General features: G+C 67.3%; 21 protein-coding genes and 1 pseudogene. 14 read left to right on the forward strand and 8 right to left on the reverse strand.

The window, feature by feature from the left end; all coding sequences use genetic code 11:
* Positions 1-101 precede the first annotated feature (101 nt).
* Positions 102-896: an SDR family NAD(P)-dependent oxidoreductase gene (locus tag IF20_RS00310; protein ID WP_052862846.1), complete on the reverse strand. Its 795-nt coding sequence runs from the start codon at positions 894-896 to the stop codon at positions 102-104.
* A gap of 284 nt (positions 897-1,180) precedes the next feature.
* Here IF20_RS00310 and gndA point away from each other — a divergent pair, with 284 nt between their 5' ends.
* Together gndA and IF20_RS37100 are read left to right on the forward strand one after the other, a co-directional pair.
* The gene (gndA, locus tag IF20_RS00315) at positions 1,181-2,488 is read left to right on the forward strand and encodes an NADP-dependent phosphogluconate dehydrogenase (protein ID WP_052862847.1); all 1,308 of its coding nucleotides are present in this window, start codon (positions 1,181-1,183) and stop codon (positions 2,486-2,488) included.
* A 148-nt stretch (positions 2,489-2,636) separates the two neighbouring features.
* Positions 2,637-3,440, forward strand: coding sequence for an IS5 family transposase (locus IF20_RS37100; RefSeq protein ID WP_110943647.1), 804 nt, complete (start codon positions 2,637-2,639; stop codon positions 3,438-3,440).
* A 24-nt stretch (positions 3,441-3,464) separates the two neighbouring features.
* Here the strand turns inward: IF20_RS37100 and IF20_RS00325 are convergent, their stop codons facing one another.
* Positions 3,465-4,355: a hypothetical protein gene (locus IF20_RS00325; protein WP_052862848.1), complete on the reverse strand. Its 891-nt coding sequence runs from the start codon at positions 4,353-4,355 to the stop codon at positions 3,465-3,467.
* 507 nt (positions 4,356-4,862) lie between these two features.
* Between IF20_RS00325 and IF20_RS00330 the strand changes: the two genes are divergently transcribed.
* The gene (locus IF20_RS00330) at positions 4,863-5,732 is read left to right on the forward strand and encodes an IS5 family transposase (protein ID WP_052862849.1); all 870 of its coding nucleotides are present in this window, start codon (positions 4,863-4,865) and stop codon (positions 5,730-5,732) included.
* A 181-nt stretch (positions 5,733-5,913) separates the two neighbouring features.
* On the opposite strand, the pseudogene IF20_RS37105 reads toward IF20_RS00330, so the two are convergent.
* A pseudogene (locus IF20_RS37105) lies at positions 5,914-6,144 on the reverse strand (GNAT family N-acetyltransferase); the annotation flags it as partial.
* 922 nt (positions 6,145-7,066) lie between these two features.
* On the opposite strand from IF20_RS37105, the gene IF20_RS38825 reads away from it, so the two are divergent.
* The 6 genes from IF20_RS38825 (at position 7,067) to IF20_RS00355 (ending at position 13,797) form a co-directional block, all read left to right on the forward strand.
* On the forward strand, positions 7,067-7,768 hold the full coding sequence (locus IF20_RS38825) for a hypothetical protein (RefSeq protein WP_199896414.1): 702 nt from the start codon (positions 7,067-7,069) through the stop codon (positions 7,766-7,768).
* A complete protein-coding gene (locus IF20_RS00335; protein WP_052862850.1) occupies positions 7,765-8,745 on the forward strand; it encodes an acyl-ACP desaturase in 981 nt (326 codons plus the stop codon). Before IF20_RS38825 ends, IF20_RS00335 begins: the two co-directional genes overlap by 4 nt.
* Before the next feature lie 90 nt (positions 8,746-8,835).
* Complete coding sequence (locus IF20_RS00340; RefSeq protein ID WP_110943648.1) at positions 8,836-11,148, forward strand: MMPL family transporter; 2,313 nt, start codon at positions 8,836-8,838, stop codon at positions 11,146-11,148.
* A 158-nt stretch (positions 11,149-11,306) separates the two neighbouring features.
* Positions 11,307-11,600, forward strand: coding sequence for a phosphopantetheine-binding protein (locus tag IF20_RS00345; protein ID WP_052862852.1), 294 nt, complete (start codon positions 11,307-11,309; stop codon positions 11,598-11,600).
* Positions 11,597-12,829, forward strand: a complete 1,233-nt coding sequence (locus tag IF20_RS00350) for a beta-ketoacyl-[acyl-carrier-protein] synthase family protein (RefSeq protein ID WP_052862853.1) — start codon at positions 11,597-11,599, stop codon at positions 12,827-12,829. The genes IF20_RS00345 and IF20_RS00350 overlap by 4 nt, the downstream gene beginning before the upstream one ends.
* A 164-nt stretch (positions 12,830-12,993) precedes the next feature.
* Positions 12,994-13,797 carry a thioesterase II family protein gene (locus IF20_RS00355; protein WP_234426433.1) on the forward strand — a complete coding sequence of 268 codons (804 nt, stop codon included), beginning with the start codon at positions 12,994-12,996 and terminating at the stop codon, positions 13,795-13,797.
* Positions 13,798-13,972: 175 nt separating this feature from the next.
* On the opposite strand, the gene IF20_RS00360 is transcribed toward IF20_RS00355, so the two are convergent.
* The 5 genes from IF20_RS00360 to IF20_RS00380 all read right to left on the reverse strand — a co-directional run bounded on the left by IF20_RS00360 (position 13,973) and on the right by IF20_RS00380 (position 18,233).
* Positions 13,973-15,382: a carbohydrate binding domain-containing protein gene (locus IF20_RS00360; protein WP_199896415.1), complete on the reverse strand. Its 1,410-nt coding sequence runs from the start codon at positions 15,380-15,382 to the stop codon at positions 13,973-13,975.
* Positions 15,383-15,581: 199 nt separating this feature from the next.
* The gene (locus IF20_RS00365; RefSeq protein WP_199896416.1) at positions 15,582-16,463 is read right to left on the reverse strand and encodes a hypothetical protein; all 882 of its coding nucleotides are present in this window, start codon (positions 16,461-16,463) and stop codon (positions 15,582-15,584) included.
* A gap of 123 nt (positions 16,464-16,586) precedes the next feature.
* Complete coding sequence (locus IF20_RS38830; RefSeq protein WP_199896417.1) at positions 16,587-17,099, reverse strand: hypothetical protein; 513 nt, start codon at positions 17,097-17,099, stop codon at positions 16,587-16,589.
* Between the two features lie 82 nt (positions 17,100-17,181).
* A complete protein-coding gene (locus IF20_RS00375; protein WP_199896418.1) occupies positions 17,182-17,697 on the reverse strand; it encodes an RICIN domain-containing protein in 516 nt (171 codons plus the stop codon).
* Between the two features lie 62 nt (positions 17,698-17,759).
* Positions 17,760-18,233, reverse strand: coding sequence for a hypothetical protein (locus IF20_RS00380; RefSeq protein WP_052862858.1), 474 nt, complete (start codon positions 18,231-18,233; stop codon positions 17,760-17,762).
* Between the two features lie 663 nt (positions 18,234-18,896).
* Here IF20_RS00380 and IF20_RS00385 point away from each other — a divergent pair.
* The 5 genes from IF20_RS00385 to IF20_RS00405 all read left to right on the forward strand — a co-directional run bounded on the left by IF20_RS00385 (position 18,897) and on the right by IF20_RS00405 (position 24,253).
* The gene (locus IF20_RS00385) at positions 18,897-19,904 is read left to right on the forward strand and encodes a diiron oxygenase (protein WP_267881112.1); all 1,008 of its coding nucleotides are present in this window, start codon (positions 18,897-18,899) and stop codon (positions 19,902-19,904) included.
* A gap of 164 nt (positions 19,905-20,068) precedes the next feature.
* Positions 20,069-21,028, forward strand: coding sequence for an ornithine carbamoyltransferase (locus tag IF20_RS00390; RefSeq protein WP_052862859.1), 960 nt, complete (start codon positions 20,069-20,071; stop codon positions 21,026-21,028).
* Positions 21,029-21,153: 125 nt separating this feature from the next.
* On the forward strand, positions 21,154-22,092 hold the full coding sequence (locus tag IF20_RS00395) for a methyltransferase domain-containing protein (protein ID WP_052862860.1): 939 nt from the start codon (positions 21,154-21,156) through the stop codon (positions 22,090-22,092).
* Positions 22,089-23,252, forward strand: coding sequence for a hypothetical protein (locus IF20_RS00400; RefSeq protein ID WP_199896420.1), 1,164 nt, complete (start codon positions 22,089-22,091; stop codon positions 23,250-23,252). The genes IF20_RS00395 and IF20_RS00400 overlap by 4 nt, the downstream gene beginning before the upstream one ends.
* On the forward strand, positions 23,249-24,253 hold the full coding sequence (locus tag IF20_RS00405; RefSeq protein WP_052862862.1) for an HAD-IIA family hydrolase: 1,005 nt from the start codon (positions 23,249-23,251) through the stop codon (positions 24,251-24,253). Before IF20_RS00400 ends, IF20_RS00405 begins: the two co-directional genes overlap by 4 nt.
* The last annotated feature ends 5 nt before the right edge of the window (positions 24,254-24,258 follow it).

A 24,258-nucleotide genomic window follows, 5' to 3' on the forward strand; every position in this document is an offset into this window, starting at 1 on the left:
CTTTCGCACGGTGGTCGTCGTCCGTGCAGGTCGGTACGGGTGCGTCGGGTATGCGTACGGATGCGTCGGCTACGAGTACGGGTACGACGGGTACGGGTTCGTCAAGGAATCAGGGTCGGTGCCACACCGCCGTCGACGCGCAGCGCCGCGCCGGTGGTGGCGGAAGCGTGCTCGGATGCCGCATACAGCGCCAGCGCGGCGACCTCCTCGGGCCGGATGAGGCGGCCGAGGAGCGAGGTGGGCCGCTCCTGCCGGATGAAGGCGGCCTCGGCCTCGGCGAAGGAGGTGCCGGGGCCGACCCGGTCGGCGATGAACTCCTCGACGCCGGGGGTCAGCGTGGGGCCCGGCAGGACGGAATTGACGGTGACACCGGTACCGGCCAGTTCCTGGGCCATCCCGCGCGAGACGGCGAGCTGGGCGGTCTTCGTCATGCCGTAGTGGACCATCTCGGTCGGCGTCATGACCGCCGACTCGCTGCTGATGAACAGCACCCGGCCCCAGCCCCGCTCGGCCATCCGCGGCGCGTAGTGGCGGGCCAGCCGGATGCCGCTGAGGACGTTGACGTCGAAGAACCGCTGCCACTCCGCGTCGGGGATCTCGAAGACGGGGGTGGCGGAGAAGATGCCGGTGTTGTTGACCAGGACGTCGACGTCCGGGGCGGCCTCGGTCAGCGCGTCGGTGCCCTCGGCGGTGGACACGTCGGCGGCCACGGCGCGGACCCGCTCGGAACCGGTCTCCGCGGCGATGTCCTGGGCGGCCTGGGCGGTACGGCTCTCGTCGCGGCCGTTGACGACGACCTCGGCGCCGGCGCGGGCGGCGGCCACCGCGATGGCGCGGCCGATGCCCGCGGTGGAGCCCGTGACGAGCACGGTACGGCCGGACAGGTCGATATGCATAAGGGCAACCCTTCCTTCGGCACGCACCCCTGGTACGGATGCGTCGCGTCCACATTTAACACGCGCATGCAATTATTGCGAGCGCAGGTATTACGCTAATACATCCTCTTGCTCGTGAGCACACCGCCCGCGCATACTCGGTGGGCCACGCTCCTCGGGCACCCGCACCACGGGGCTCCGGCCCCGGCCCCGCCCCGCACACGCAGGCGCACACGCACCGACGGGCGACATCGGGCGGGGCGTACTAAAAAGAAGTACGCACCCACCTTCAGGAGCAGTCACGCATGACCACCACCGCACAGATCGGCGTCACCGGCCTCGCTGTCATGGGGCGCAACCTGGCCCGCAACTTCGCCCGCAACGGCTACACCGTCGCCCTGCACAACCGCACCGCGGCCCGCACCCGCGAGCTCGTGGACCGGTTCGGCGACGAGGGCGACTTCGTGCCCACCGAGACCGCGAAGGAGTTCGTCGCCGCGCTCGAACGCCCCCGCCGCCTCGTCGTCATGGTGAAGGCGGGCGATCCCACGGACGCGGTGATCAAGGAGTTCGCCCCGCTCCTCGAACCCGGCGACATGATCATCGACGGCGGCAACGCGCACTTCGCCGACACCCGCCGCCGCGAGAAGCAACTGCGCGAACAGGGCATCCACTTCGTCGGCGCCGGCATCTCCGGCGGCGAGGAGGGCGCGCTCAACGGACCGAGCATCATGCCGGGCGGCAGCGAGGAGTCATACGCCTCACTCGGTCCGATGCTGGCGAGGATCTCCGCGAAGGCCAAGGACGGCGCCCCATGCGTCACACACATCGGCCCCGACGGAGCCGGCCACTTCGTAAAAATGACACATAACGGCATCGAGTACGCCGACATGCAGCTCATCGGCGAGGCGTACCAGCTGCTCCGCGACGTGGCCGGGTACTCCGCCGCGCAGATCGCGGACGTCTTCCGCACCTGGAACACCGGGCGCCTGGACTCCTACCTCATCGAGATCACCGCGGACGTGCTCTCCCACGTCGACGAGGCGACGGGCAAGCCCTTCGTCGATGTCGTCCTGGACCAGGCCGAGCAGAAGGGCACCGGCCGCTGGACCGTGCAGATCGCCCTGGACCTGGGCGTTCCCGTCTCCGGCATCGCCGAGGCCGTCTTCGCCCGCTCCGTCTCCACCCAGGGCTTCCACGAGATGGCGGCCGGCAGCGCGGAGTACGACTGGCACCTCGACCTCGGCAAGGTCGCCGCGATCTGGCGCGGCGGATGCATCATCCGGGCCGCGTTCCTCGACCGGATCACCCGCGCCTACGAGGCACAGCCCCAGCTGCCGAGCCTCCTCGCCGACAAGACCTTCGCCGAGGAGATCGCCGCCGCGCAGGACGACTGGCGCGACGTGATCGCCACCGCCGCCAAGCAGGGCGTTCCCACCCCCGCGTTCGCCGCCACCCTCGCCTACTACGACTCCCTGCGCGCCGAGCGCCTCCCCGCCGCCCTCACCCAGGGCCAGCGCGACTACTTCGGCGCACACGCCTACCGCCGCACCGACCGCGACGGCGTCTTCCACACCCTCTGGGGCGGCGACAAGACCGAAGTCGACAGCTGACGGGCGTTCGCAAAAACCCTGATGCTGCTGGCCCCCGGGCCAACCCCCCGGCATCACTTTCCAGCTCACTGACGCCAGACGGAAAGATTTGGACGACGGGCCTCTTAGACGCCGTTTCCTTTGGTGTCAGTGAGACGTTGAGCGCTTCATGAGGGGCTTGGGTGAGCGGTTAGTGCCGGACGAGTTGTGGGTGCTGTTCCGACGGGTGGTGCCGCCCACGGAGGTCAAGCGTCCACAAGGTGGTGGCCGGCGGCGGGCGGGAGATCGCGAGACGCTGGCCGCGATCATCTTCGTGGCCACCTCGGGCTGCACCTGGCGGCAGCTGCCACCAGCGTTCGGCCCGGCCGGGCCGACCGTCTACCGGCGCTTGGCCCAGTGGAGCCGGGACCGCGTCTGGGCCAAGCTCCACCGCGTGCTGCTGGATGAACTCGGCGCCCGCGGCAAGCTGGACTGGTCGCGGTGCGCGATCGGCTCCGTCAGCGTGCGGGCGGCAAAAGGGGGCCCCGGACCGAATCCGACCGACCGCGGCAAGAGCGGATCGAAAATCCACCTGCTCACCGACCGCAACGGCGTACCCCTGTCACTGGGGATCTCCGCCGCCAACACACACGACAGCCTGGGCCTGCAGCCGCTCGTGCGGGGCATCCCGCCCATCCGCTCCTGCCGCGGACCTCGCCGCCGACGGCCGGCCAAGCTCCACGCGGACAAGGGCTATGACTACGACCACCTGCGCACATGGCTCCGTGAACGCGGCATCCGCCACCGCATCGCCCGCAAGGGCATCGAACCCTCCAAGCGCCTGGGCCGCCACCGCTGGGTGGTCGAGAGAACCGTCTCCTGGCTGGCCGGGTGCCGTCGCCTGCACCGCCGCTACGAGCGCAAGGCCGAGCACTTCCTCGCCTTCGTCGGCATCGCCGCAGCACTCATCAGCTATCGCAAGCTCACCAACTGAAACAACGTCTAAGCGCTTTCGTGCTTAACCGGGCCCGGCTTTGCCATCTCGGAGCTGACTGAACCACCCGTCGTAATGGCCGGTGAGGCGGGCCACTTGCACACATGCCGAGGCCAGACCTGGTGCATTGGCCTGCCAGTTCTCCGCGGTAACTCCCTCGGTGGCACCGGTGCCCCAGATGCCGGCGAGTAGACGGGTCGCGCTGACCTGGATGACGTGATCCAGCGAAATATGTTCGTCATCAGCGACCGCACGAATTTCCCGCTGGGCCTGCTCTGTGAGCTCCGGTGTCAAGAGGTCCTGCAGATCTTGGGTCAGGCCGCCCAAGACGGCGGTGAACACCAGCAGCATCCGCTTTGACTGCGCGGGATGCTGCTCGAAGTTTGCGCAGGCCTGGTTCACGAAGTCGGAGATCATGTTGAGGCGCTGGGCGAGCAGGTCGGTGGGATAACGGTTACTGTTCTCATTCTCGTCGGTGCGTCGCTGCTCAGACATGGGCGGGCTCTTCTCCCGTTGATGCAGAGGAATCCGGAAGCGAAGCAGGATTCCGCTGTGATGATCGTGGTGGATCTCCACTTCATCGGCACGGGCCGACAGATTGCCGGTGATTTTTTCCCGGTCGATCTTGTGATCCTTCTGGCCAGCACCCTCGGGCCTGGCCTTCGCCGGCAGCGTGAATCCCTGGTCGGTGACGTCCACGCGGCAAGACTCACCCTGCACGCTCAGCACTACCCGGAAATGCGGGGCCTGACTATGGGCCACCAGATATCCCCCTGCCTCCTGCACACTCTGTTTCATGGCGCCAGCCGTTGAAGGGCTGACTCCAAGAGCAAGAACCGACGCCCCCGCCAGCCGCCCGGCCAGCAGTACGCTGATCTGCTCACGGGGGAGCGTCACGGACCAGAAGATGTTCACGGTCCCTCACTTGGCCTTCCTCCGCGCCAACGAGGTATGCGCCGTCAGTATGCTCCTTCCAGCGGGTACCCGCTGAGCGCGTCTGCTTCCCCAGACAAATCGGCGCACTTGCCCGCATGTTCGACGAAGCCGGTGCCGACTCCAGCTCCAGGCCGAGCCGGACACGCGGCGTCCCACTGAGAGGACATGAGTGTCGCTGTCTGCGACGCCACCTGTGGGAGTCCCACCTCATGAAGCGCTCAACGACTCACTGACGCCAAAGGAAACGGCGTCTAAGAGGTCGTTTTCCCCTTGAGTGCGGTGCTATCCGTTGTTTTGCGTCTGCTGATGATCTGACACTGGCGAGCCTGCAGTGAAGGCCGTGGCTGGCGGAAAGGACGGTGCGGCGCCTGGGGCGAGAGCCCGCTTGCGTCTGTCTCATTCCAGGACGCCCGCTTCTGTTCCGTGCTTCCACGAGGCCGGACGCACGCCTGGGCGCACGCCCTCGACCGGCGGTATGCCCGGGACATGACCGCCCGTCGCGCGTATCCGAGTGATCTTTCCGACGCCCGTTGGGAGTTGATCGAGCCGATCCTGTCCGCCTGGCGCTTCGAACGCCGCGGCCGGGCCCTGGACTTCGGCCGACCGCCCCGGCACGACCTGCGCGAAATCATGAACGCGATCTTGTATGTGGACCGCACCGGCTGCCAGTGGGCCTACCTCCCGCACGACTTCCCGCCCTGGCAGTCGGTCTACGGCTACTTCGCCAAATGGCAGACCGGCGGCATTTTCGCCCAGCTCAACGGGCTGCTGCGGGAGCTGGTACGCCAGCAGGAAGGCAAGCACCGCCACCCTTCCGCCTGCGTGATCGACGCCCAGAGCGTGAAGACCTCCACCTCCGTGCCCGCCCGGAGCCAGGGCATCGACGCGGGCAAAAAGATCGTGGGCCGCAAACGCAGCATCCTCACCGACACCCTCGGCCTGCTGCTGGCGGTGCTGGTCACCGCGGCCGGCGTCCAGGACTCCACCGCCGGCCGCACCCTCCTGGAGCAGGCCGCCGCCGACCACCCCAGCCTGCGCAAGGTCTGGGTCGACGGCGGCTACCGCAAACACTTCATCGACCACGCCGCCACCCTCGGCATCGACCTCGCAATCGTCCAACGCGCCCCCGGCGCCAGGGGCTTCACGCCCATCCCAAAACGCTGGACCGTGGAGCGCACCTACGGCTGGCTGATGCTGCACCGTCGCCTCGTCCGCGACTACGAGTCCTACCCGCACCGCTCCGAAGCCATGATCCACCTCGCCATGACCGATCTGATGGCCCGCCGCCTCACTGGCGAAAGCACCGTCTCCTGGCGCGACCCGGCATTACCGAATAAGAAGCGCATCTCGGGATGAAACAACGGGAGAAAACGACCTCTAAGAAGCTCTCCGGTTGAAGTCGATGGCGGGGCAACTGGGCATCAGTGTCACCCATTCGGTGCAGCGCCACGCGAGATCCCACGGCCGGAGGAGCGCCGCCACCTCCGCTCCTCAGTAGCACGTCAAGGGTCAGGCACCACATGGCGCCCGGCGGCATTCAGCGGATGCGCCGGATCATCACCGTGAGGCGGGGCGAGGCCGGTGAGGGCTGGCTGTGCCCGATGTCCTTGTAGCCCCAAGACTTGTAAAGGTCGTGGACCTTTCCATCTCCGGCCGCCTCATTGACCATGAGGGTCACGTACTGCTCGTCTCGGCTGCCGAGGAGCGTGTCGTGAATTCGCCGCGCGGTTCCGGTGCCACGCCACGCGGGCCGAACCCCGATTTCACGGGCAGACCGCGGTGGCGGGACGTGCATCCCTCGCGTCAGAGAGAGTGCATAAGGGGCCTGCGGTGCCAGGTGTGCGCGCAGCAGTCCAGCCGTACGGACAAGGGGTACCTCTTCCTGGCGACGCCGCCGGTCAGCGCACGAGCAGGCTGGGAAGGGCTTCGCACCGCTCAGCCGCCCCTCTGCCTGGAACACGCTCAGGAGTCGGTTGAGAAGTGCCGCCACCTTGTACGGAAGGGGGCTGTCGCTCTCCGCGCCCGAATCCCACGGCTGCACGGAGTACTCGGAACGCCCTACCGCTACGGCCCTCACGGCATCGAGCCTGTCGACCTCGGCGACAAGCCTGGGGCGGACACTCCCCTGCCGTACCGAGATCGTCGGTTGACCCATTGGGTCCTGGCCTCCCAGCTCGTCCGCGAGCTGCGCGGAGTCACCGTCGTGGACCTCGCTGAGGAAGCCGCGGCAACCCGTCGCGACTCCTCTGTCTGATCTCCGTCCTCTCCGCCCAGCGTGACGGCAGCGGCGGAGAGGACGGGCACCACCCGGCAAACCACACCTGACACAAGGCTCGGGGCCGGACGAAACGCGCGGGGAGGGCACCTCTTCCGGTTTCTCCCCGCGCACCTCCTTCAGCGCCGACCGCATCACTTGGAGCGTGCATGCTCACACCCCCGACCTTCCGCAGCGTCGAAGGCGCCTACCTGGCGTTGCTCAAGCTGGCGACCGACGAGCACAAACACCACATCGCGGCCCGCGGGAACGAGGCCCGCGAGGTAGTCGGTGTTGGATTCCGGCTGCCCGACCCCCGCCAGAGACTCCCCTGTCTGGCGACCCGCACGACCAATCCGGCCTTCCAGTTCGCCGAGGCCCTCTGGTACCTGGCCGACCGCCGCGACCTGGAGATATCGGCTACTACGCGCCCACCATGCGCGCCAGCTCACCCGATGGCGTCAGCCTCGGCGGCTCGGCCTATGGCTACGCCCTCTTCAACCCGGCCGTCGGCGATACGGTCTCGCCGTTCGACCGGGTCCTGGAGCTGCTGCGCACGGAGACCGACAGCAAGCGCGGCTACCTCCCGATCTTCTCCGCCGGGAAGCTGGCCCTCGATGACAGCTGGCGAGCGGCCGACAAGCGACAAGACAAGCCCGTCGCTCGCCGACCGGCAGGCTGCGCGGCCCCCTCCGACCGAGCAGTCGGGTCGCCTGCGGGTCATCCAACGGGACCGACAACACAGGGGCGGGAAACCTTGCTCAGCGAATTGCGGGAGTCGCGCGGGAAGTCGCTATTGCAGTCGAGGGCGTTGTCTGAACGAGTCCTTGATCAGGCGACGCGGACGGCGGTTTCCAGTCTTCAGTCGCGCAACGGCGACGCCCGCCTCGCAAAGAGCGAGCCGAAGCGCGTATCGAAGGAGGAAACGATCACTTACCGAGTGTCTCTTCCGCTGGTTTCCCCTTTGGTTCCAACGGACGAGGGACCGAACGAACAAGAACCAAACAGAAACCTGCTGAGCGCGGCTCTGGATTATCCGATGATAATATCTGAGCCGCCATCTGAAGTAGTTAGAGGCCGCAGCTGCGTGCGCTTTCGACCAAGAGGCTACTCACAGGCGCAGACTCATTCTTCGTGAGCTTCTCTCCTACTGGAACACGCCCCGACTCGCTTTGGCTCGACGAACTGGAACCGGTGGCCGGTGAACTCCTCGAGCGTCACTTGACCCGCGCGCAGGAGTGGTTCCCGCATCAGTACGTGCCCTGGAGTCAGGGGTACGACTTCGAGGGTCCGCTCGGTGGGACGGCATGGGAAGAAGGCCAGTCGGCCCTCTCCCCCACCATTCGTTCGGCTCTGGTGCTCAATGTACTGACCGAGGACAATCTGCCGAGCTACCACTGGGCGGTGTCGGACCGGATCGGACGGACGGGCGCATGGGGCGAGTGGCTTGCGCGGTGGACAGCTGAGGAAGACCGTCACAGCACCGCTCTGCGTGCTTATCTCCACACCAGTCGCGCGGTCGACCCGGTGGCTCTGGAGCGCATGCGTATCGCGCAGATGTCCACCGGATACACACCTCGCCACGTCGGGATGCTGGTCAACCTCGTGTATCTGGCGGTGCAGGAGCTGGCCACACGGGTGTCCCACCGTAATGCCGGACGGTACAGCGGCGATTCCCGTTGCGAGCGGTTGCTGTCCCGCATCGCCCAGGACGAGAACCTTCACATGATCTTCTATCGGGACCTGCTTCAAGCAGCGATGCAGATGGATGCCGATGCGGTACTGCAGGCCGTTTCCGAATGTGTGCGGGACTTCCAGATGCCGGCCGAGCGCATGGCCGGCTTCCGTCCTCTTGCGTTGGACGTCGCTCTGGCTGGCGTGTACGACCTGCGGGTGCACCACGACGAGGTGCTGGTGCCGCTGCTGCGATCGCTGGCCGTGTGGGACGTGCGGGAACTGAACCCGGCAGGGGAGCAGGCCCGCGACGAGCTTGCGGGCACGCTGCACCGCATCGAGGCGCGGGCCCGCGCCTTTGAGAACGTCAAGGAACGGTGGTCCGCCGGCCGTGCCAGCGGTCCGGGCGGGATCACCGACAAGGTGTCCGCAGCCTTGTGACACGCGCCGCCTCACTGGTGGCAGGGATGACCCACAGTCCTCGGAACGTCTGCGACACAGTTCTCACATCCCCGAGCAGGGACGGGACCCATGAGTTTCTCCGTACGCCCGCCGGCGACAAAGCCGTCCGCTGCGGCTCGCCGTGCCGATGGCCGGCTCGGGAGGGTGGCCTGGTGGTGCATCCGCCGAGCACGCCATGTGCTGGCGCTCCACGCTCTTCTGACCGTGGTGGCTGTGGCGGTGGCGGCAGGCGCATTCGCCACCTTGTCCTCGGGCGGCTACACCGCGACCGGAACCGAGTCTGTTCGAGCCGAGCACGTGCTGACACACCGGTTCGCTGCGGGCACGCCGGATGTTCTGGTCTATGCGCATACCGAAGCGGGGGTGGACGAACCGGCTGCCCACGCCTCCGGCAGGCACCTGACTGACTGGGCCCGAAGCCAACCAGGCGTGCTGCACGCAACTTCCTACTGGACGGCCGGACAGCCTGAGTTGCGTTCCAAGGACGGACGAGCGGCCTTGGTGGCACTGGATCTGGGCGATGACGAGTTCACTGCCATGCGCACCTTCGAGGCGCTGGCTCCCGGGCTGAAGCGGCACGCGGGTGAGCTGACGGTGAAGACGACCGGGTCCGCGGTGGTCAACGCGGAAGCCACCCACAGAAGCCAGCACGATCTCCTGCGTGCCGAGCTGATCGTGTTGCCGTTGACCGTGCTGATCCTCCTGCTTGCCTTCCGGTCACTGGCCGCCGCGCTGGTGCCGACAGTGATCGCCGTGTGCGCGGTCACTGCGGCGTTCGCCGTGCTGCGGCTGGTGAATGCCTTCGTCCCGATGTCGGTGTTCTCCCTCAACATCGCTGCCGCCCTCGGTTTCGGCCTGGCTGTCGACTACGCGTTGTTCGTCGTCACCCGTTTCCGAGAGGAACTTTCGGGAGAACGTACTGTGACGGAGGCCGTCATCCGCAGCATGGACACTGCGGGGCGCGCCGCGGCCTACAGCGCGGTCACGGTGGTGGCCGGACTCTGTGCGGTTCTCATGTTCCCCGTACCCTTCCTCCGGTCCTTGGCCATCTCCGGAATCGTCGTGGTGCTACTGGGGGCCGCGGTGACGGTGACCGCGCTGCCGGCGCTCCTTGGGCTCATCGGTCACCGTGTGGCGAAGGGGAGCGATCGGCGGCGACGGTGGCGGGCCGCCGACGATGAGGGCGCCCACGACAGTCGCGCGTGGCGAACGATCGCCCGTTTCACCACCGCGCATCCGCTTCTTCTGCTGGGTTTCAGCGGTGTCTTGTTGCTCACGTTGGCCTGGCCGTTCACCCACGCCCGCTTCGGGGTGGTGGACGCCCGCGTGCTGCCGGCCACGGCGGACACCCGCGTGCTCACGGAGCGACTCCCGCAGCTGTTCTCCCTGGACAGAGAGCGCACCTTGTCGGTTGTCCTGCCTGAAACAGAGCGATTCGACTCGGCACAGCTGGGCGGCTATGCCAGGCACCTGTCCCGGGTCGAAGGTGTGGACGGTGTGCGAGCGCCCGATGCCACCTACCGGTACGGCTATCGAGTGGCTGGTGCGGGACCAGGGCATTCATCGATCGACGGTCGTGGGACGGTACTGTCCGTCGTGGTGTCTGCGCCTGCCCAAAGTGAGGCCGCCAAGGACACCGTGCGCCGTGTGCGGCAGGTACCGGCGCCGGGCTCTCCTCTGGTGACCGGCCGCACCGCGGCGGCCGTCGACACCGCTGCCGCGGTCGGCGACCGGCTGCCCTGGGCGATCGCGCTGGCTGTTGTGACAACCCTGAGCACCCTGCTGGTCTGCACCCGATCCGTTCTCGTACCGGTCAAAGCCGTGATCGTGGGCGTGCTGAGCCTGACGGCCAGCCTCGGAGCCATGGTGTGGGTCTTCCAGGAGGGCCACGGGCGTTTCCTGATCGGTGACTTCGCCGTCACCGGGCAGTTGGAGTTGACGATGCCCGTACTGGTCCTTGCCCTGGCCTTCGGCGCGTCCATCGACTACGAGCTCTTCTTGATGACACGCATCAAGGACGAGTACGTGTCCGGCAGCGATCACCGTCAGGCGATCATCACGGGTATCGCCCGCACCGGGCGCCTGTTCACCGCCGCGGCGCTGATCGTGGCCGTCGCCATGGCGGCCCTGGCGACCTCGGGGATCAGCATGCTGAAGGTGCTCGGCGTGGGGCTGGCGATCGCTGTCCTCGTCGACGCGACCGTCATCCGCGGCATCCTGGTCCCCGCGGTCCTCCAACTGGCCGGTCGCGCCAACTGGTGGATGCCTCGTTTCCTGCGCCGGCCCTCTTCTCCTCCGAAGGCACCTGACGGCGCGCCCGGCAGCCCGGCCGTGTCCCTCCGGCCTGCCGGACTGCCGAGGCAGCCCGAGCGGGAAGAGTGAACCCGCCGGGGCCGCACATCGCGTCCGCCACAGGGCCATCGTATGGAGCATTGTCCTCTCATCGGGCGACATTGCTACGACCCACCGAGACGGCCGTCCTGTGCCGCACGGCATCTTGTCAAGCTGTGTCGACCCTCCCTCTCCGTAGAAGGAAGCCCATGCACGACACGTACGAGCTCATCACGAGATGCCTGGCCCAGCACTTGGGCATCGAGTCGGAGACGCTTGCTCCGCAACGCACCTTCACGGATCTGCAAATGGATTCCCTCGCCCTCGTGGAGCTGGTGGTGGTCCTTGAGGAAGAGACCGGCGCACAGCTGTCAGAGGATGCCTCCGCCTTCACCGACGACATGACCTTGGAGCGTGCCGCCGAGCTGCTCGCCCAGGCCATGCGGACCGACGAGAGCACCACGCTGGCCCCTGCCGCCACGACAGCTGAAGCCGCCTCGTGACACAACATGACGTCGCCGTCACCGGCATGGGGCTCGTCACGCCCGCGGGAATCGGAACCAACGCCACCTGGTCAGGTTTGTGCGCAGGCTGGTCGACGGCCACCATCGACCCGGCCATGGCCGAAGTCGACCTCCCCGTCGCCTTCTCCTGCCGAGTGCCGGGCTTCGACCCTGATCAGCTGCTCGGCCGGCGAACCGCCTGGCGGATGGACCGCTTCACCCAGATGGCGTTGGTGGCCGTCCGCGAAGCCGTATGTGATGCGGGTCTGCAACCGGACAGCTGGGACGGCACCCGTGTGGGCGTGGTCCTGGGCGTCGCAGCAAGCAGCAACGACACCGGTATGCCCACCTTCCGGAAACTGCACGACCGCGCGTACCGCTCCCTCTCTCCCACCGCCATCGCCCGCTTGTCACCGAACATGGCAGCCGGCGAAGTCAGCCTCGATGTCCGTGCTCTGGGGCCCAGCTTCGTGGTGAGCACCGCCTGTGCCTCCGGTACCACGGCCCTCGGCGTCGCACGCGACCTGGTGCGCTCGGGCACCTGTGACATCGTCCTGGCCGGGGGCAGTGAATCGCCCTGCACCAGCCCATTCGCCGCAGCTGCCTTCCACCGCATGGGCGCGCTGTCGACCCGGCATGACGACCCCGGCAGCGCCTCCCGGCCGTTCGACGCCGACCGCGACGGATTCGTCCTCGGTGAAGGTGCGGCCGTCCTGGTGCTGGAGAACGCCCGCCATGCCCGGGCACGCGGAGCACGCCCCCACGCGTACCTGTCCGGCTACGCCGCCAACGCCGAGGCCCATCACCCCACCATCCCCCGTCCCGACGGCGAGGGCCTGGCACGCTGCCTGGCAACCGCGCTGACGGACGCACGAATCGGCCCCGAGGCGATCGATCACATCAACACACACGGCACCGCCACTCGCCTGAACGACGAGGCCGAGGCGCGGGCCCTGCATCGGGTCTTCCACCGACCACCGCCGGTGACCTCCATCAAAAGCGTCATCGGGCACTCTCTCGGCGCTGCCGGCGCCATCGAGGCCGCCGCCAGCATTCTGAGCCTCACGCATCAGCACATCCCGCCCACCGCGAACCACGACACCTTGGATCCCGCCATCGACCTCGACGTCGTGGCCAAGGTGCCCCGCCCCGCCCGTCTGCGGGCCGTCGTCAGTACCTCGGCGGGCTTCGGGGGACAGAACGCCGTGGTCGTGCTCACGGCCCCCTGAACCTCGGCAGCCCGCGGCCGCGGGCTGAAGGCTCATACCTGTCCTGCCGCAGTGCGTCTTCACAACGCGCCCCGCGCCAGTGCCGCAGTACACATGATTCCCGACCCCTTCGATGCTCATGGCATGCGCTGTCCCGGACAGCTGCCCCGGACAATGGAAAGGCGGTGTTTCCCCTGTCCCTCGTCACCGGCCACACCGGGCATCCGCCCAAGGCCGCCCGGGCCGACACCACGGTACGCTGCGTGGTCCTCGCCTCCCGGCCTCAGGCCACTGTCCGTCTGTACTGCCTGCCTCCCGCCGGCTGCGGACCGGAGTACTACGAATTCTGGACACAACTGGTCCCGCCCTGGGTGGAACTCTGCTCCATCGAACTGCCGGGCCGGGGCCGACGGAGCCACCAGCCCTCTCTCACCGATCCCGACCAGTGCGCAGCCCACATCGCGGAGGCCCTCGAAAGCGCAACCGACCCGCGGCCCTACGCACTGTTCGGGCACAGCGTAGGAGCCTTCCTGGCGTACATCGCCACGTGCCACCTACAACGCGTCCTTGGCCGCATGCCGAACCTGCTGGCTGTGTCCGCGCTTCCCGCACCGCATCTGGACGCCTACACGGCCGCACTGCCCTCCCGCCTGGCGGCCGGCTTGGATGGTCTGAGCGACTTCGTCGGCCCCATCCCAGAAAACATCCTGAACACCCCGGAAGCGGCAACAGCATGTACGGCCATCCTCGCCGACCTACTCATGCTGCTCCACTACCGTCATCACACAGTTCCTCAGTTGGAGGTCCCCCTCGCCCTCTACGGCGGCGACCACGACCCGCTGACCAGCCAGAACACTCTCGTGGCCTGGAATGATCTCGTCACCGCCTCCACCACTCCCCGCCTCTTCACCGGCGCTCACACCTACCCCAACCAGCATGCCGAACTCCTCGTGCACCATCTCACCGACGAGCTGTCACGCTACGTGTGAAGCTTCGCCCGCGGCCCGCGCGAAGAGGTTTCCCGCAGTTGAGGACACCTTGCTCCTCGTGGATCGCCCCCCTGATCCCACCCATCGCCGACGGCGGCTACCGAAGCACCGGCCTGAGCGTCCAGGCCGCATCCGCCCAGAGGCGCGGTGGACCGTTCTTCTTTCCTGACAACGGTCACCCGGTGCCGCCGGAAGGCGGGGGGTCTGCGGGTACGGTCGCCTTGGCGACGGAGGCGGCCGGCTGATCGGAGTCCACGGGCGTGGACGCCATCGGCCGGTCGGACTTGCAGCGAGACTTCTCGTCCTTGGACATCGGACCGGTGCGCTGGTAGATCCGGTCGGGCACCTGCAGCGACGGCCCGTCGACGGTCACGTACAGCCGGTACGCATCGTCCTCGTACTTACCCACCTGATTGAGCCATCCTTCGACGCGCTGCCGGCCGGGCTGCACCTCGATCCAGCCGACCTCACCGGCCTCGATGATCTCGGTGATCTTCCGTTGGGAGTGGGTCCGCCACTGCCAGGGCACCTGGTAGGCACGCTCGTACCCGGTCGCGATCTGGCGAGCGATGACGCGGCTCTGCGCATCGTCGTCCAGGGTGGGATCGCCGCTGGTGGGTAGCTTCGCGGACGAGCCCAGATTGAGGCCCTCCTTGGCATGTGTAGGCGCCAGGCTGTCAAAAGAGCGTTCGCGGTAGTTGAACCAGCGGGTGTGCTGGATCTGGTTGCGTGTGCAGTTGACGTATGCCTCACCGATGACGCGCGCCTTGTCGTAGTAGGCGTAGGAGTAGCGTTTGTCGACCTCGAAGGGGCAGTCGTCGAGTTTGCCGTCGCACTCTTCCACCGCCGATTTCACATCGCTGGGATCGTTGCCTTTGAACGCCTCGGCCCACGGCAGGTTCGTCTTGGGTCGTGTCTTGTCGGCGGGCGGCGGTGCCTGTCGGATGTGGATGTTCGTGAGCATGGCACCGCATGTCTGATCGCTACTGGTGGTTTCAGAGACGAACGTCAGGGCCGGCTCGTCCTCCTTGGCGGTGAACTCATAGGTCCTGGTTCGCCAGTTACCTTCCTCCGCCCACTGCGAGGGCTTCCGCCCCGCAGGCGGTGCCTCAGTGGTATAGGAGTGCTTGCCGGCCTCACCGGATCCCTCAACGGTGTAGGACTGCCCGACCGTGGCAGCGGTCGCCTTGCAGGAGTTGGCGGTGCTCGGGCTGTCGTCGAAGGTGACGGTCACTTTCGCTCCCGCGCGGACGCCGCGCAATCTCTGGTACATCTTCTTCACGGGAGTAGCAGCCCACGACTTGTCCGTGCGCCCGTTCTTGGCGGGTGGAACGAGATAGGCCCTATCGCCCGACCACTGGGGCACGGCGACCTTTTCGGGGTCCTTCTTGCTTTCTCTCTTCTCCAGGAACCGTGCGTTGAGCACGGTGACATCTACCGGCTCGGGTTCCTCCCTCGCCACGGTCATGGATGTGCGCGGGCCGGCCGGAGAAGTGGCAAGCCCCGCCAGGACAAGGCACAGGCTCCCCGTTACGAGGACGGTGCCACGCACTACGGTGCGCCGTGGCAGGCGATGGCGTTCCATGGGCACCCCAAGGTGTTGATGAATCAACGGTCGAGGTTTTGCTGGCATGTGGTGGGGTGGGTGCTGAGCTCTCTTGGCTCGTGAAGATCGCACCGGCCGTTACGCCGGACATCGCCACGCGGGTCCGGATGACATGCGTGTCACGCTGCAACGCGTTGGCCGGCTCACCTGGGCACGGCGACTTGCTCAGCGGCCGTCCTCAACCCGGGTTCGGCGTGGGGTCGTTGCCGTGCGTTGGGCCGGGTCGGAGGATGGCGTCCGCGTGACCGCCGGGCTGATTGTCGCTCGTTTTGGGCGTCGGACTCCCACCGCCTGCCGTGTTCCCCTGCGGACGCAGGTTTCCGCACATGCCCTCGGGCACCGAGTAAGTCTGTGCGATGAACGAGCTGGTGTTGATCGTGGACGGCGTGTCCACTCTAACGCCGCTGAGCTTCTTTCCGTTTTCGGTCACGATGTCCCCCACCACGCGCTGCATGGCGGCGCTGGCTCCGAAGACGAGCATGTCGTGTGACTTGACCGTGGTGTTGTAGGTGGTCGACTCGGTGTGCTCGGTCTGCCAGGAACGGGCGTAATGCGCTTTGAATGCCGTTTGGAAGGCAAGCTTTGCCGCCTGCGTACCGGAGGCCTTCGCTCCTTCTCGCACACTGCTCTTGGCTCCGAACTCAGAGGTGGGCCCCTCCTTGAGGTTGGGAGTCTTGTGGTTCTGATGGCTTTCGGACGTGGCGTCTTTCGACACCTCCGCGGTGCCGCTGATGGACCCTTCGGTGGAGACGCTGCCGGTGATCTCGCCGCCGATGTTGTCGGTGCTGCCGGTGCGCAGGTCCACCTTGCGGTTCACGGTCATGTCGCTGATCGTGCAGTTGATGACCGCGTTACCGAGTGATTTCACCGCCGTGGTGTACTCCCGCGAGCGGGCGGGATCGATGACGAAGGAGCAGCCTTCGGGGGAGGACGCGCAGTACTTCACCACCTGGGTGATCCGGCCCTCATCCGGTTTCCGTGGTCGGGAGGACGTCGTGGCGTCGACGGGCGTGATGGTTGACGCCGCTACGGTCAGGCACAGGATCGGGACGGCGGACACGCGTCGGACAAGAGGCAGGAGTCGGTCGGTCGGCAAGGCAACCTCCTGGCGGAAGTGGGAACGGCGCGATGCACGCGCGGAGATGCGGCCGGCAGGTCCTGACCGATGTCGGCGGCCCGGAGGTCACTGACCCAGCAGCTCACACAGACGCGACAGGGCGAACGGCATGTTCTCTTCCTTGTCCGCCCCCTCGGGCAGCGTTTTCGGGAAGTCAGTGCATACGTGGGTGCGCTGGGAGTCCGGTGCCGGTTCCGGCTGGAACTTCCCGATCGTTTCGGTCATCTTGTCGATGCCCTTGAGTTCACGGGCTCCTTGGCCCGCCAGTTTGTCCATGCACTCGTGTGAGTCAGGGGGGCACTGATCGATCTTCTTCTGCGTCTTGGCGATGTTGTCCTCGGTTTCATCGACATTCTTGCGGACACTGTCCGCTCGCTTGCCCACCTCCTCGCATGCTTTCCTCTGTTGCCGTTCGTCCGACTTATAGGTTTCGCAGGGTTCTTGAACCGGGGCCGCGGCCGGATACTGCTCGGGGGCGTCGGCAACGACGTGAGAGGACTGCGCGGTCCAGATTCCGGCGGTCACCCCGGCTACCACCAGCGATGCCGCGACAGCGGGCGCGATACGCGAGCGCTTCATGGGCAATCCTTCCTCTGAGATGGCGGGGCAGGGGGGGCTGGCGTTGTGCGCCCACCGACCCGACCGGGCCGTTCAGTCCCGGTCATTCGCCCGCAGGACGGCTGCTGACGTTCTGGAAGAGCTGACAGAGATAGTTCTCGTCCCGGCTGAGAATGAGTTCCGACTTGGCGTACGTCGAGGTTTTCGGCGTGATGGCCAAGTGGTCGTATCCCTCAGCGGCCGGTCGGATGGTGAAACCTCCCGGATCGGCGTGCAGGATGATCCAGCGCCGTTTCGTGTCGACGTCGTTCGCGCCCTTCGGCCGTGACTTCACCGGAAACTGTTTGGACCTGTCATCGTCGAACGACAGGTAGTCTCCGTTGTCCGCGTTCACGATGTACCAGGAAGCGTTGGGCGCTTCTTCCAGACGCCATTGATCGACGACCTTGACGGAGGCCGCCCAGTCCCGGTCAATGATGACCTTGGTCTTGTCGGTGGCGTCGAGAACGAGCCTGAGCCCGCTCAGCACGTGATCAAGATAGAGGTTGATTCCTGGTTGGAATTGCGCCGGCAGAGCCTCCCGGCTGCTGCGCGCGATACCTGCTTCCGGCCTGGGCATGGCTTCCTTCCTTGTGACTGGACGTGGTGCTGGGCGGTGGGCGGTGGCGGCCCGCCCGGATGTCAGCGCTGGGCGAGCTGCAGCGCGGCTCCGTGGTACTTGCCGAGCCTGACCCACTCGTCCTTGCCGAGGCGTCCACCCAAAGCAGGCGCCGTGTACACGTAGGCGTACCGGTCTCCGTCGACTCGCACTTCCACGCGGTGCACCTCCAGGTAGGAGTCATCCTCCGAGGAGGTATAACGGATGTAGTTGGGGAATTGATCGAGAGACCACACGTACAGCTGAGGCTTGCGCGGATCGTTCAGACCGGGCTGCATCACGTTCGGCGTATCCCCTAGGCAGTACGTGAAGGTGGAGCCTCCCTCTGCCGTGTACGTCTGCTCGGTTTCATCTTTGTGTTTCAGCGAAAATTCTCGCCCGCCCATCCCGAGGCGCAACGTACCCTTCACCTCCTTGGGCCCCCCTTGCGCTTTTTCGATGTACCCCAGAATCACGGACACGGTGATTTTCCTGATGGTTTCCGGCGTCAAGGCCACGGGACACCCGCCTCCCAAGTCAGTGTTTTTGGGTTTCCAGTGAGAATCGCTATCGATTATGTTAATTCCCTTGCTTCATAGTTGTAATCTGTGATTACTCGTGTGAGTTAATAAGTGTGACGAGTTCCCGGTTTGAGAGTTTCAGGCGGTACTGATGTGAATAAAGACTCCCCTGAGGCCCTTCTGAGGCGGCCCTGAACGGAGGCGGGGACCCGGTGGGGTGCGGTCGGCAAAAAGCACGCACAGCGGAAGAGCACCGAACGGGAGCGGTGCACCGCCGCCCCGGCCCGGGCGATCACCTTGGAACCGAACTTGCGGACGCGGGACACTCATCTGTCGTGCTGCACTACGTCGGAACGGGGAGAGCCGGGGCGACGTCCCGACGTAGGGCCGATACGGGCCGCCTCCCACCTTTTCGTGAGCGATTCCGCTTCGACACGCGGAGAAATTCCGGGGATATGCATCTGGCTACTACCAAGTTCACGTGCCGGCTCATTCGAGAGAAAGCAGTGATTTTCGTGTACAGCTGGGACACTGTTCTCCGAAGCCGCGTGCGGCACGCTATCGACCGCCGATATCCGTCGGGTTGGCACGCATGTATATTCCGGATGGTGACGCTCCGTCGTTCCGCTTGACCGAGCCGCACCCAACACCTGGAATCCAGTGCAGGAGGGCGCGTTGAGGGCACGTCCGAGAAGCACCGAATCGCCACAGCAGCAACGCGATGATCGAACCCCCGCGGAATCGCCCCGGACGGACCCACATCACGACTGGTACCTCCGAGCGGGCGTACGCAGCGCGCCCCGTCGTGTCCTGACGGACGAACTCGCCGCCGGGCAACTGTTCTTCCCGCCCGCTCTGGTGCCGTACCTGGACCATCCGCTGGTACGTGCTCTGCCGGCGGACCGGCGCGATGAGCTGCTCGCCCGGCACCTCTTTCAGTACCTGAGCTTCACTGCCCATTTCGAGACCCGTGTGGTCAACCGGGCCACGGACAGCATCGCGGGCGGCCGCAGCGGGATCGGAGCCTCCGCCGCCGTCCGGCTGGACGCGTACCGGATCTACTGCGACGAGGGATACCACTCCCTGTACAGTTTCGACGTCGTCGACCAGGTGTCCCGGGCATCGGGCATCGCCGTGCTGCCGTACGACTTCACACCGTTCCTGCGGCGCCTCGACGCCATCGGGGAGCAGGCGTTGCCCGACGCTCCGGCCCTCGCCCAGCTTCTGCAGGTCGTGGTCTTCGAAACGCTGATCACAGCAATCCTCAACGACGTACCCCGGGACGGGCGGGTGCTCACCGTTGTACGGGACATCGTGCGCGATCACGCCAAGGACGAGGGCTGGCATCACGTCTTCTTTTCGCGCTTCTTCCGCGAACTGTGGGCGCAGCAGGACTCCGAGCAGCGCGAACGCATCGCGCGATGCGTCCCGGACCTGATCCGCGCCAGTCTGCTGCCCGACCTGCGGCCGGTGCGCACCGCCCTGTCCTCGGCCGGGCTGGTCGCCGGGAAGGTGGAGGAGGTCGTCCGGGACGCCTACGCACAGCGGCGGGTCGATGACGGCATCAGGGCTGCTTCCCGGCATTCGGTGCGGCTGTTCCAGGAAACCGGCGTCGTGGACGCACCGGGCGCACACGATGCCTTCGCGGCGGCGGGATTGCTGCCGTGAGGGGCCGGTGGAGGGTCTCCTCCTGGCGAAGAGTCCCGTCCGCAGCGTCCTCCGCTGCGTGAACGTCCAGCAGTCTGCACTCCATAGACCCGAAGAACCTTCACTTCGCAGAGCCGTCGAACAACGAACCGGTCACGTGCTGACCATTCACCGAATGAGGCCCGATGGCAGACACATGCACTGCACAGGACCCCGGCCTTGAACAGGGACTGTTCTCGCTGGCCGACTTGGAACCCGCGCTGATCAGAAAGCTGGCCGCGCGTTCGGTCGAACTCTTCCGGGCACCGGACGCGCACGAACGGCCGCTGGCCGGCCACCTCGTCGGCGTCCTGTTCACCAAGACCTCCACCCGTACCCGCACGGCCTTCACCGTGGGTGCCGTCCGGCTGGGCGCCGTGCCGGTCGCCTACGGCCCCGGCGACCTTCAGCTCGGCACCGGTGAGTCCATCGCGGACACCGGACGGATACTGGGAGCGATGCTCGACGCCCTGGTCGCCCGGACCGCCGGTCCCTTGGAGGAGCTTCGAGAGCTCTCCCGCCGAGGGCGTTTCCCCGTGGTCAATGCCATGGCGGCGCAGGAGCACCCCAGCCAGGGTCTGTGCGACCTGGCCACGCTCGAACTGGCCCTGGGCAGCCCGGAGGGTGTGCGACTGCTGTACGTCGGCGAAGGAAACAACACGGCGGTGGCGCTGGCCCACGGGCTCGCCGCCGTCCCCGGGGCCCACATCACTTTCGCGACCCCGCCCGGATACGGCGTTCCCGAGCCCGATCTGGCGGCGGCCCGCCGACGCGCGGAGCGGGTCGGCGCGGCCGTGGCACAAGTGCACGACCTCACTCAGGCACCGGACGAGGTGGACGTCGTCTACACCACCCGGTGGCAGACGACCGGTACCAGCAAGCCGGACCCCGACTGGCGTCAGGTGTTCCGGCCCTTCCACGTCGACAGCGCACTGCTGGACCGGTGGCCACGCGCCGTGTTCCTGCACGATCTGCCCGCACACCGGGGTGACGAGGTCGCGGGCGAGGTCCTCGACGGACCGCGCTCCCTGGCGTGGACCCAAGCGGCGATGAAACTGTCCAGCGCCATGGCGGTACTTGAGTGGGCCGCGCAATCGCAGTACTGAGTTGCCGCCCCGGCCCGGTCCGGCCATCGCGGGCCCGGGCGGGCCCGCGATGGCCCGTCGGTTTGCTGGCGCCTGGGCCGCCCTACCCGCGCCCCTGTCGTCGTCTTCACGGATCGAGGTGCTCCATGTCCAACGTCACCCGGGTATCCGCCTACCGGCATCTCCAGGAGTGCGACCTGGTGCCTCCTGGCTCCTCGTACGTCTTCTTCGAACCGGCCGACACCGAGATCGGCGTGTGGGTGGCCGCGGACCTGTTCTCGGAGGGCTGCTGCGTACTGGATCTCGGCTCGGGCAGTGGTGCCGCCGCGGCCGCGATGGCCCGGGCCGGCGCCGTGCGAGTGCACGGTGTCGACTCGGGCGCCGAAACGGTCGCCTGGGCACGTGCGCACTACGCCTCCCCCGGCGTCGGGCCCGTGACATTCGCGCAGGGCGACTTCTCCCTGTTGTCGAGCCGGGAGTTGCTGGCCACCGCCCCGGCCCCGCTGCACCGGCCCCTGATCGTGGCGAGCAATCCGCCCTACGTGCCGCTCACCGAGGGGGCCGCCGCGCTGCGCCGGTCGATCAGCGGCGCCCAGGACGGGTTGAAGTGGGCGCCGGCGATCATCGGGCACGCCCATGCGCTCGGCAGTGACCTGGCGTTCACGATCGGCAGCTACTCCAGTCCTCGCAAGGCCGCTCGGATGCTGGCGAGGGCCGGGTACCGCATCGAGTCCGTGACCCTGTGCCCACTTCCGCTGGGGGCTTTCACGCTCGCGCACATGGAGCAGGTACTGGACCTGGAAGGCGAGGGCGAGGCGGTGCTCTGGCGGGCCGAGGGACGGGAGCCGTCCTACTTCGTCGTCGGACTGGCCTGTCACCGGGACGGAGTGGACGGGAGGGACGCCGGGCGCCTGAGCGGGAGCGGTGCGCGGCTGACGGAAGACGGGCTGATGGCCGTGCTCCGCGCCGCGGCGCGCTCGCGTACGTCTCATCTCGAATCCCTGGACGAGCCGGGCGCGCCGCACGTGCCCGTTCCGCTGCGTGTCCTGGATCTGCCCCATGCGGCCGTCCGTCACCACTGGTGACGCGGCCCGTCCCCTTCGCAGAGAGGAAGGACGCTCCTGTGAACGCAGTCCGTCCGGACCCGGTCCCGCCTGATCTGGTCTCCCCCGTCAGCGTCACCGTCACCGCCGTAACGCACAGCGCCGACTTCATCCGCCCCCGATTGCGTGCCGACAGGCGCGACCGTCTTGCCCTCCATGCAGGCGTGCAGATCAACGGTGCGCCCCACGTGGGCACCAACGTGATGCAGACCGCCGCCTTCTTACTGGCCGAGGCCGCCCGCGACCGGTTCGGCGTCGAGACAGTGCTGCGTTTCGGCGCCCTGGACAACACCGCCTGTGACACACGCACCTGCGCGCGTACCGGCACGCTCTACGAGAGGAGCTACCATCACGCCCTCGGACCGGAAGCGATCGGCGAGCTGACACGGCGCTACTACGGCGGACTGTTCGACTCGTTGTCCGCCGCCACCGGGGTCCCCTATGAGGTGCAGACTTACACGGCACAACAGTCGGGTTCCGTCTTCCGGGAGGAGTTCCTGCGGTCGCTCGTCCTGAGGGACGAGCTGCGCTGGGTGCTGGCGCCCTCCTCCGGGCGGTTGCCCTTGAGCTTCCCCTGCCCTGAGTGTGGCTGGTCGCAGAAGCACGGCGAAGGTACGGAGTTGCTGGAGGCGGGTACGCGGCAGGCGCGAGCGCGTGCCGTATGTCTTGACCACGGCACGTACGCCGTGGACGTCACGCCGGAATCGCAGGTGTACATCGGTTCGACGACCCTCCATCGCAACCTGGTCAAAGAGCGCGCTGCCGCGCGCGACGACGCCCTTCCCGTCATCGTCAAGGGAGCGGACTGGGCCGCCGGCTGCCGGCTCCTGGACGAGGCGTTCTGGTGTTACGCGGGAGCGACTCCGCCGCCGCGCGTTTTCACCCCGGTCATCCTGTCGGAGTCGGGGGCCAAGCTGTCCAAGTCGCTGATACAGGAGGGGAAGGCGGACCTGCCGGCCGGCATCGCTCCGTGGATGCTGGACGTCACCCTTTGGGAGGGGCCGGTGGAAGAGTACGCCCACCTGCTCCTGCGGCTCGTTTCCCTGATGCTGTCCGACCCGCGCCACTTCGAGCGGGGTTACACCACGCGGGAGCTGGCCCGCCTCATCGGCTCCGATGGCGGTTCCGGAGCGGCGGCGTGACGTCACTCGCCGGGCTCTACGATGCCGCTCTGCTCGATCTCGACGGTGTGGTCTACGTCGGGCCCCGTGCCGTCGAGCACGCCACGGAATCATTGGTCCGGGCCGGCGAAGCGGGCATGCGCCTGGCCTACGTCACCAACAATTCCTTCCGTACGCCTCGCACGGTGGCCGAGCACCTGCGCGAGCTGGGCGTGCCGGCGGCCGAGGAGGACGTGGTGACCTCGGCGCAGGCCGCCGCGCGCCTCGCCGCCGAGCGCTGCGGACCGGGCGCTCGCGCGCTCGTCATCGGCGGCGAGGGACTACTGTCCGCGGTGCGCGCACGTGGCCTGGTGCCGGTCCGGTCCGCCGATGACGGGCCCTGCTGTGTCGTGCAGGGCTTCGCGCCGTCGTTGAGCTGGCGGGACCTGGCCGAGGCCGGTTATGCCGTCGGCCGCGGAGTGCCCTGGATCGCCACCAACGCCGACCGCGACGCACCCACCGCGCGCGGGACCGCACCGGGAAACGGCGCCCTCATCGGCGTGGTCGAGGCTGCCACCGGCCTGGTGCCCACCGTGGCCGGCAAACCTTCCGCCGCGCTGCTGCACGACGGTGCGACGCGTACCGGCGCCCGGCACCCGCTGATGATCGGCGACCGACTGGACACCGATGTCCAAGGTGCGCATTGCGCCGGTTACGACAGTCTCCTGGTACTCACAGGCGCCACAACGTGGCAGGAACTCCTGATGGCCCCCGCACATCGACGCCCCACTCACCTGGCAGCGGACCTGCGTGGTCTGCTGGCGCCGGCCCGCGCCGTGGCACGGCACCCGGACGGGTCCTCGTGCGGTGGCTGGCGGGCCTCGGTCCGGGACCGCGAGTTGTTGGTGGAGGGGGACGGTGACCCGTACGACGCACTGTGGGCCGCGTGCTCGGCAGCCTGGGCGGCGCCGGAATTACCGGGGATGACGAAGGCCCTGGCGGTCCTGGACCGGTACGTGCGCCCGCTCGGCGCGGACGTCTGACACCG

It is taken from the genome of Streptomyces niger (assembly GCF_000718305.1).
GTDB lineage: Bacteria > Actinomycetota > Actinomycetes > Streptomycetales > Streptomycetaceae > Streptomyces > Streptomyces niger.

Excerpts from the sequence above, each read along its gene's own strand:
- IF20_RS00310 (WP_052862846.1), bottom strand. The coding sequence starts at position 896 with ATGCATATCGACCTGTCCGGCCGTACCGTGCTCGTCACGGGCTCCACC.
- IF20_RS38825 (WP_199896414.1), top strand. The coding sequence starts at position 7,067 with ATGCGCGCCAGCTCACCCGATGGCGTCAGCCTCGGCGGCTCGGCCTAT.
- IF20_RS00340 (WP_110943648.1), top strand. The coding sequence starts at position 8,836 with ATGAGTTTCTCCGTACGCCCGCCGGCGACAAAGCCGTCCGCTGCGGCT.
- IF20_RS00390 (WP_052862859.1), top strand. The coding sequence starts at position 20,069 with ATGGCAGACACATGCACTGCACAGGACCCCGGCCTTGAACAGGGACTG.
- IF20_RS00360 (WP_199896415.1), bottom strand. The coding sequence starts at position 15,382 with ATGGAACGCCATCGCCTGCCACGGCGCACCGTAGTGCGTGGCACCGTC.
- IF20_RS00330 (WP_052862849.1), top strand. The coding sequence starts at position 4,863 with ATGACCGCCCGTCGCGCGTATCCGAGTGATCTTTCCGACGCCCGTTGG.
- IF20_RS38830 (WP_199896417.1), bottom strand. The coding sequence starts at position 17,099 with ATGAAGCGCTCGCGTATCGCGCCCGCTGTCGCGGCATCGCTGGTGGTA.
- IF20_RS00375 (WP_199896418.1), bottom strand. The coding sequence starts at position 17,697 with ATGCCCAGGCCGGAAGCAGGTATCGCGCGCAGCAGCCGGGAGGCTCTG.
- IF20_RS37100 (WP_110943647.1), top strand. The coding sequence starts at position 2,637 with ATGAGGGGCTTGGGTGAGCGGTTAGTGCCGGACGAGTTGTGGGTGCTG.
- IF20_RS00345 (WP_052862852.1), top strand. The coding sequence starts at position 11,307 with ATGCACGACACGTACGAGCTCATCACGAGATGCCTGGCCCAGCACTTG.
- IF20_RS00395 (WP_052862860.1), top strand. The coding sequence starts at position 21,154 with ATGTCCAACGTCACCCGGGTATCCGCCTACCGGCATCTCCAGGAGTGC.
- gndA (WP_052862847.1), top strand. The coding sequence starts at position 1,181 with ATGACCACCACCGCACAGATCGGCGTCACCGGCCTCGCTGTCATGGGG.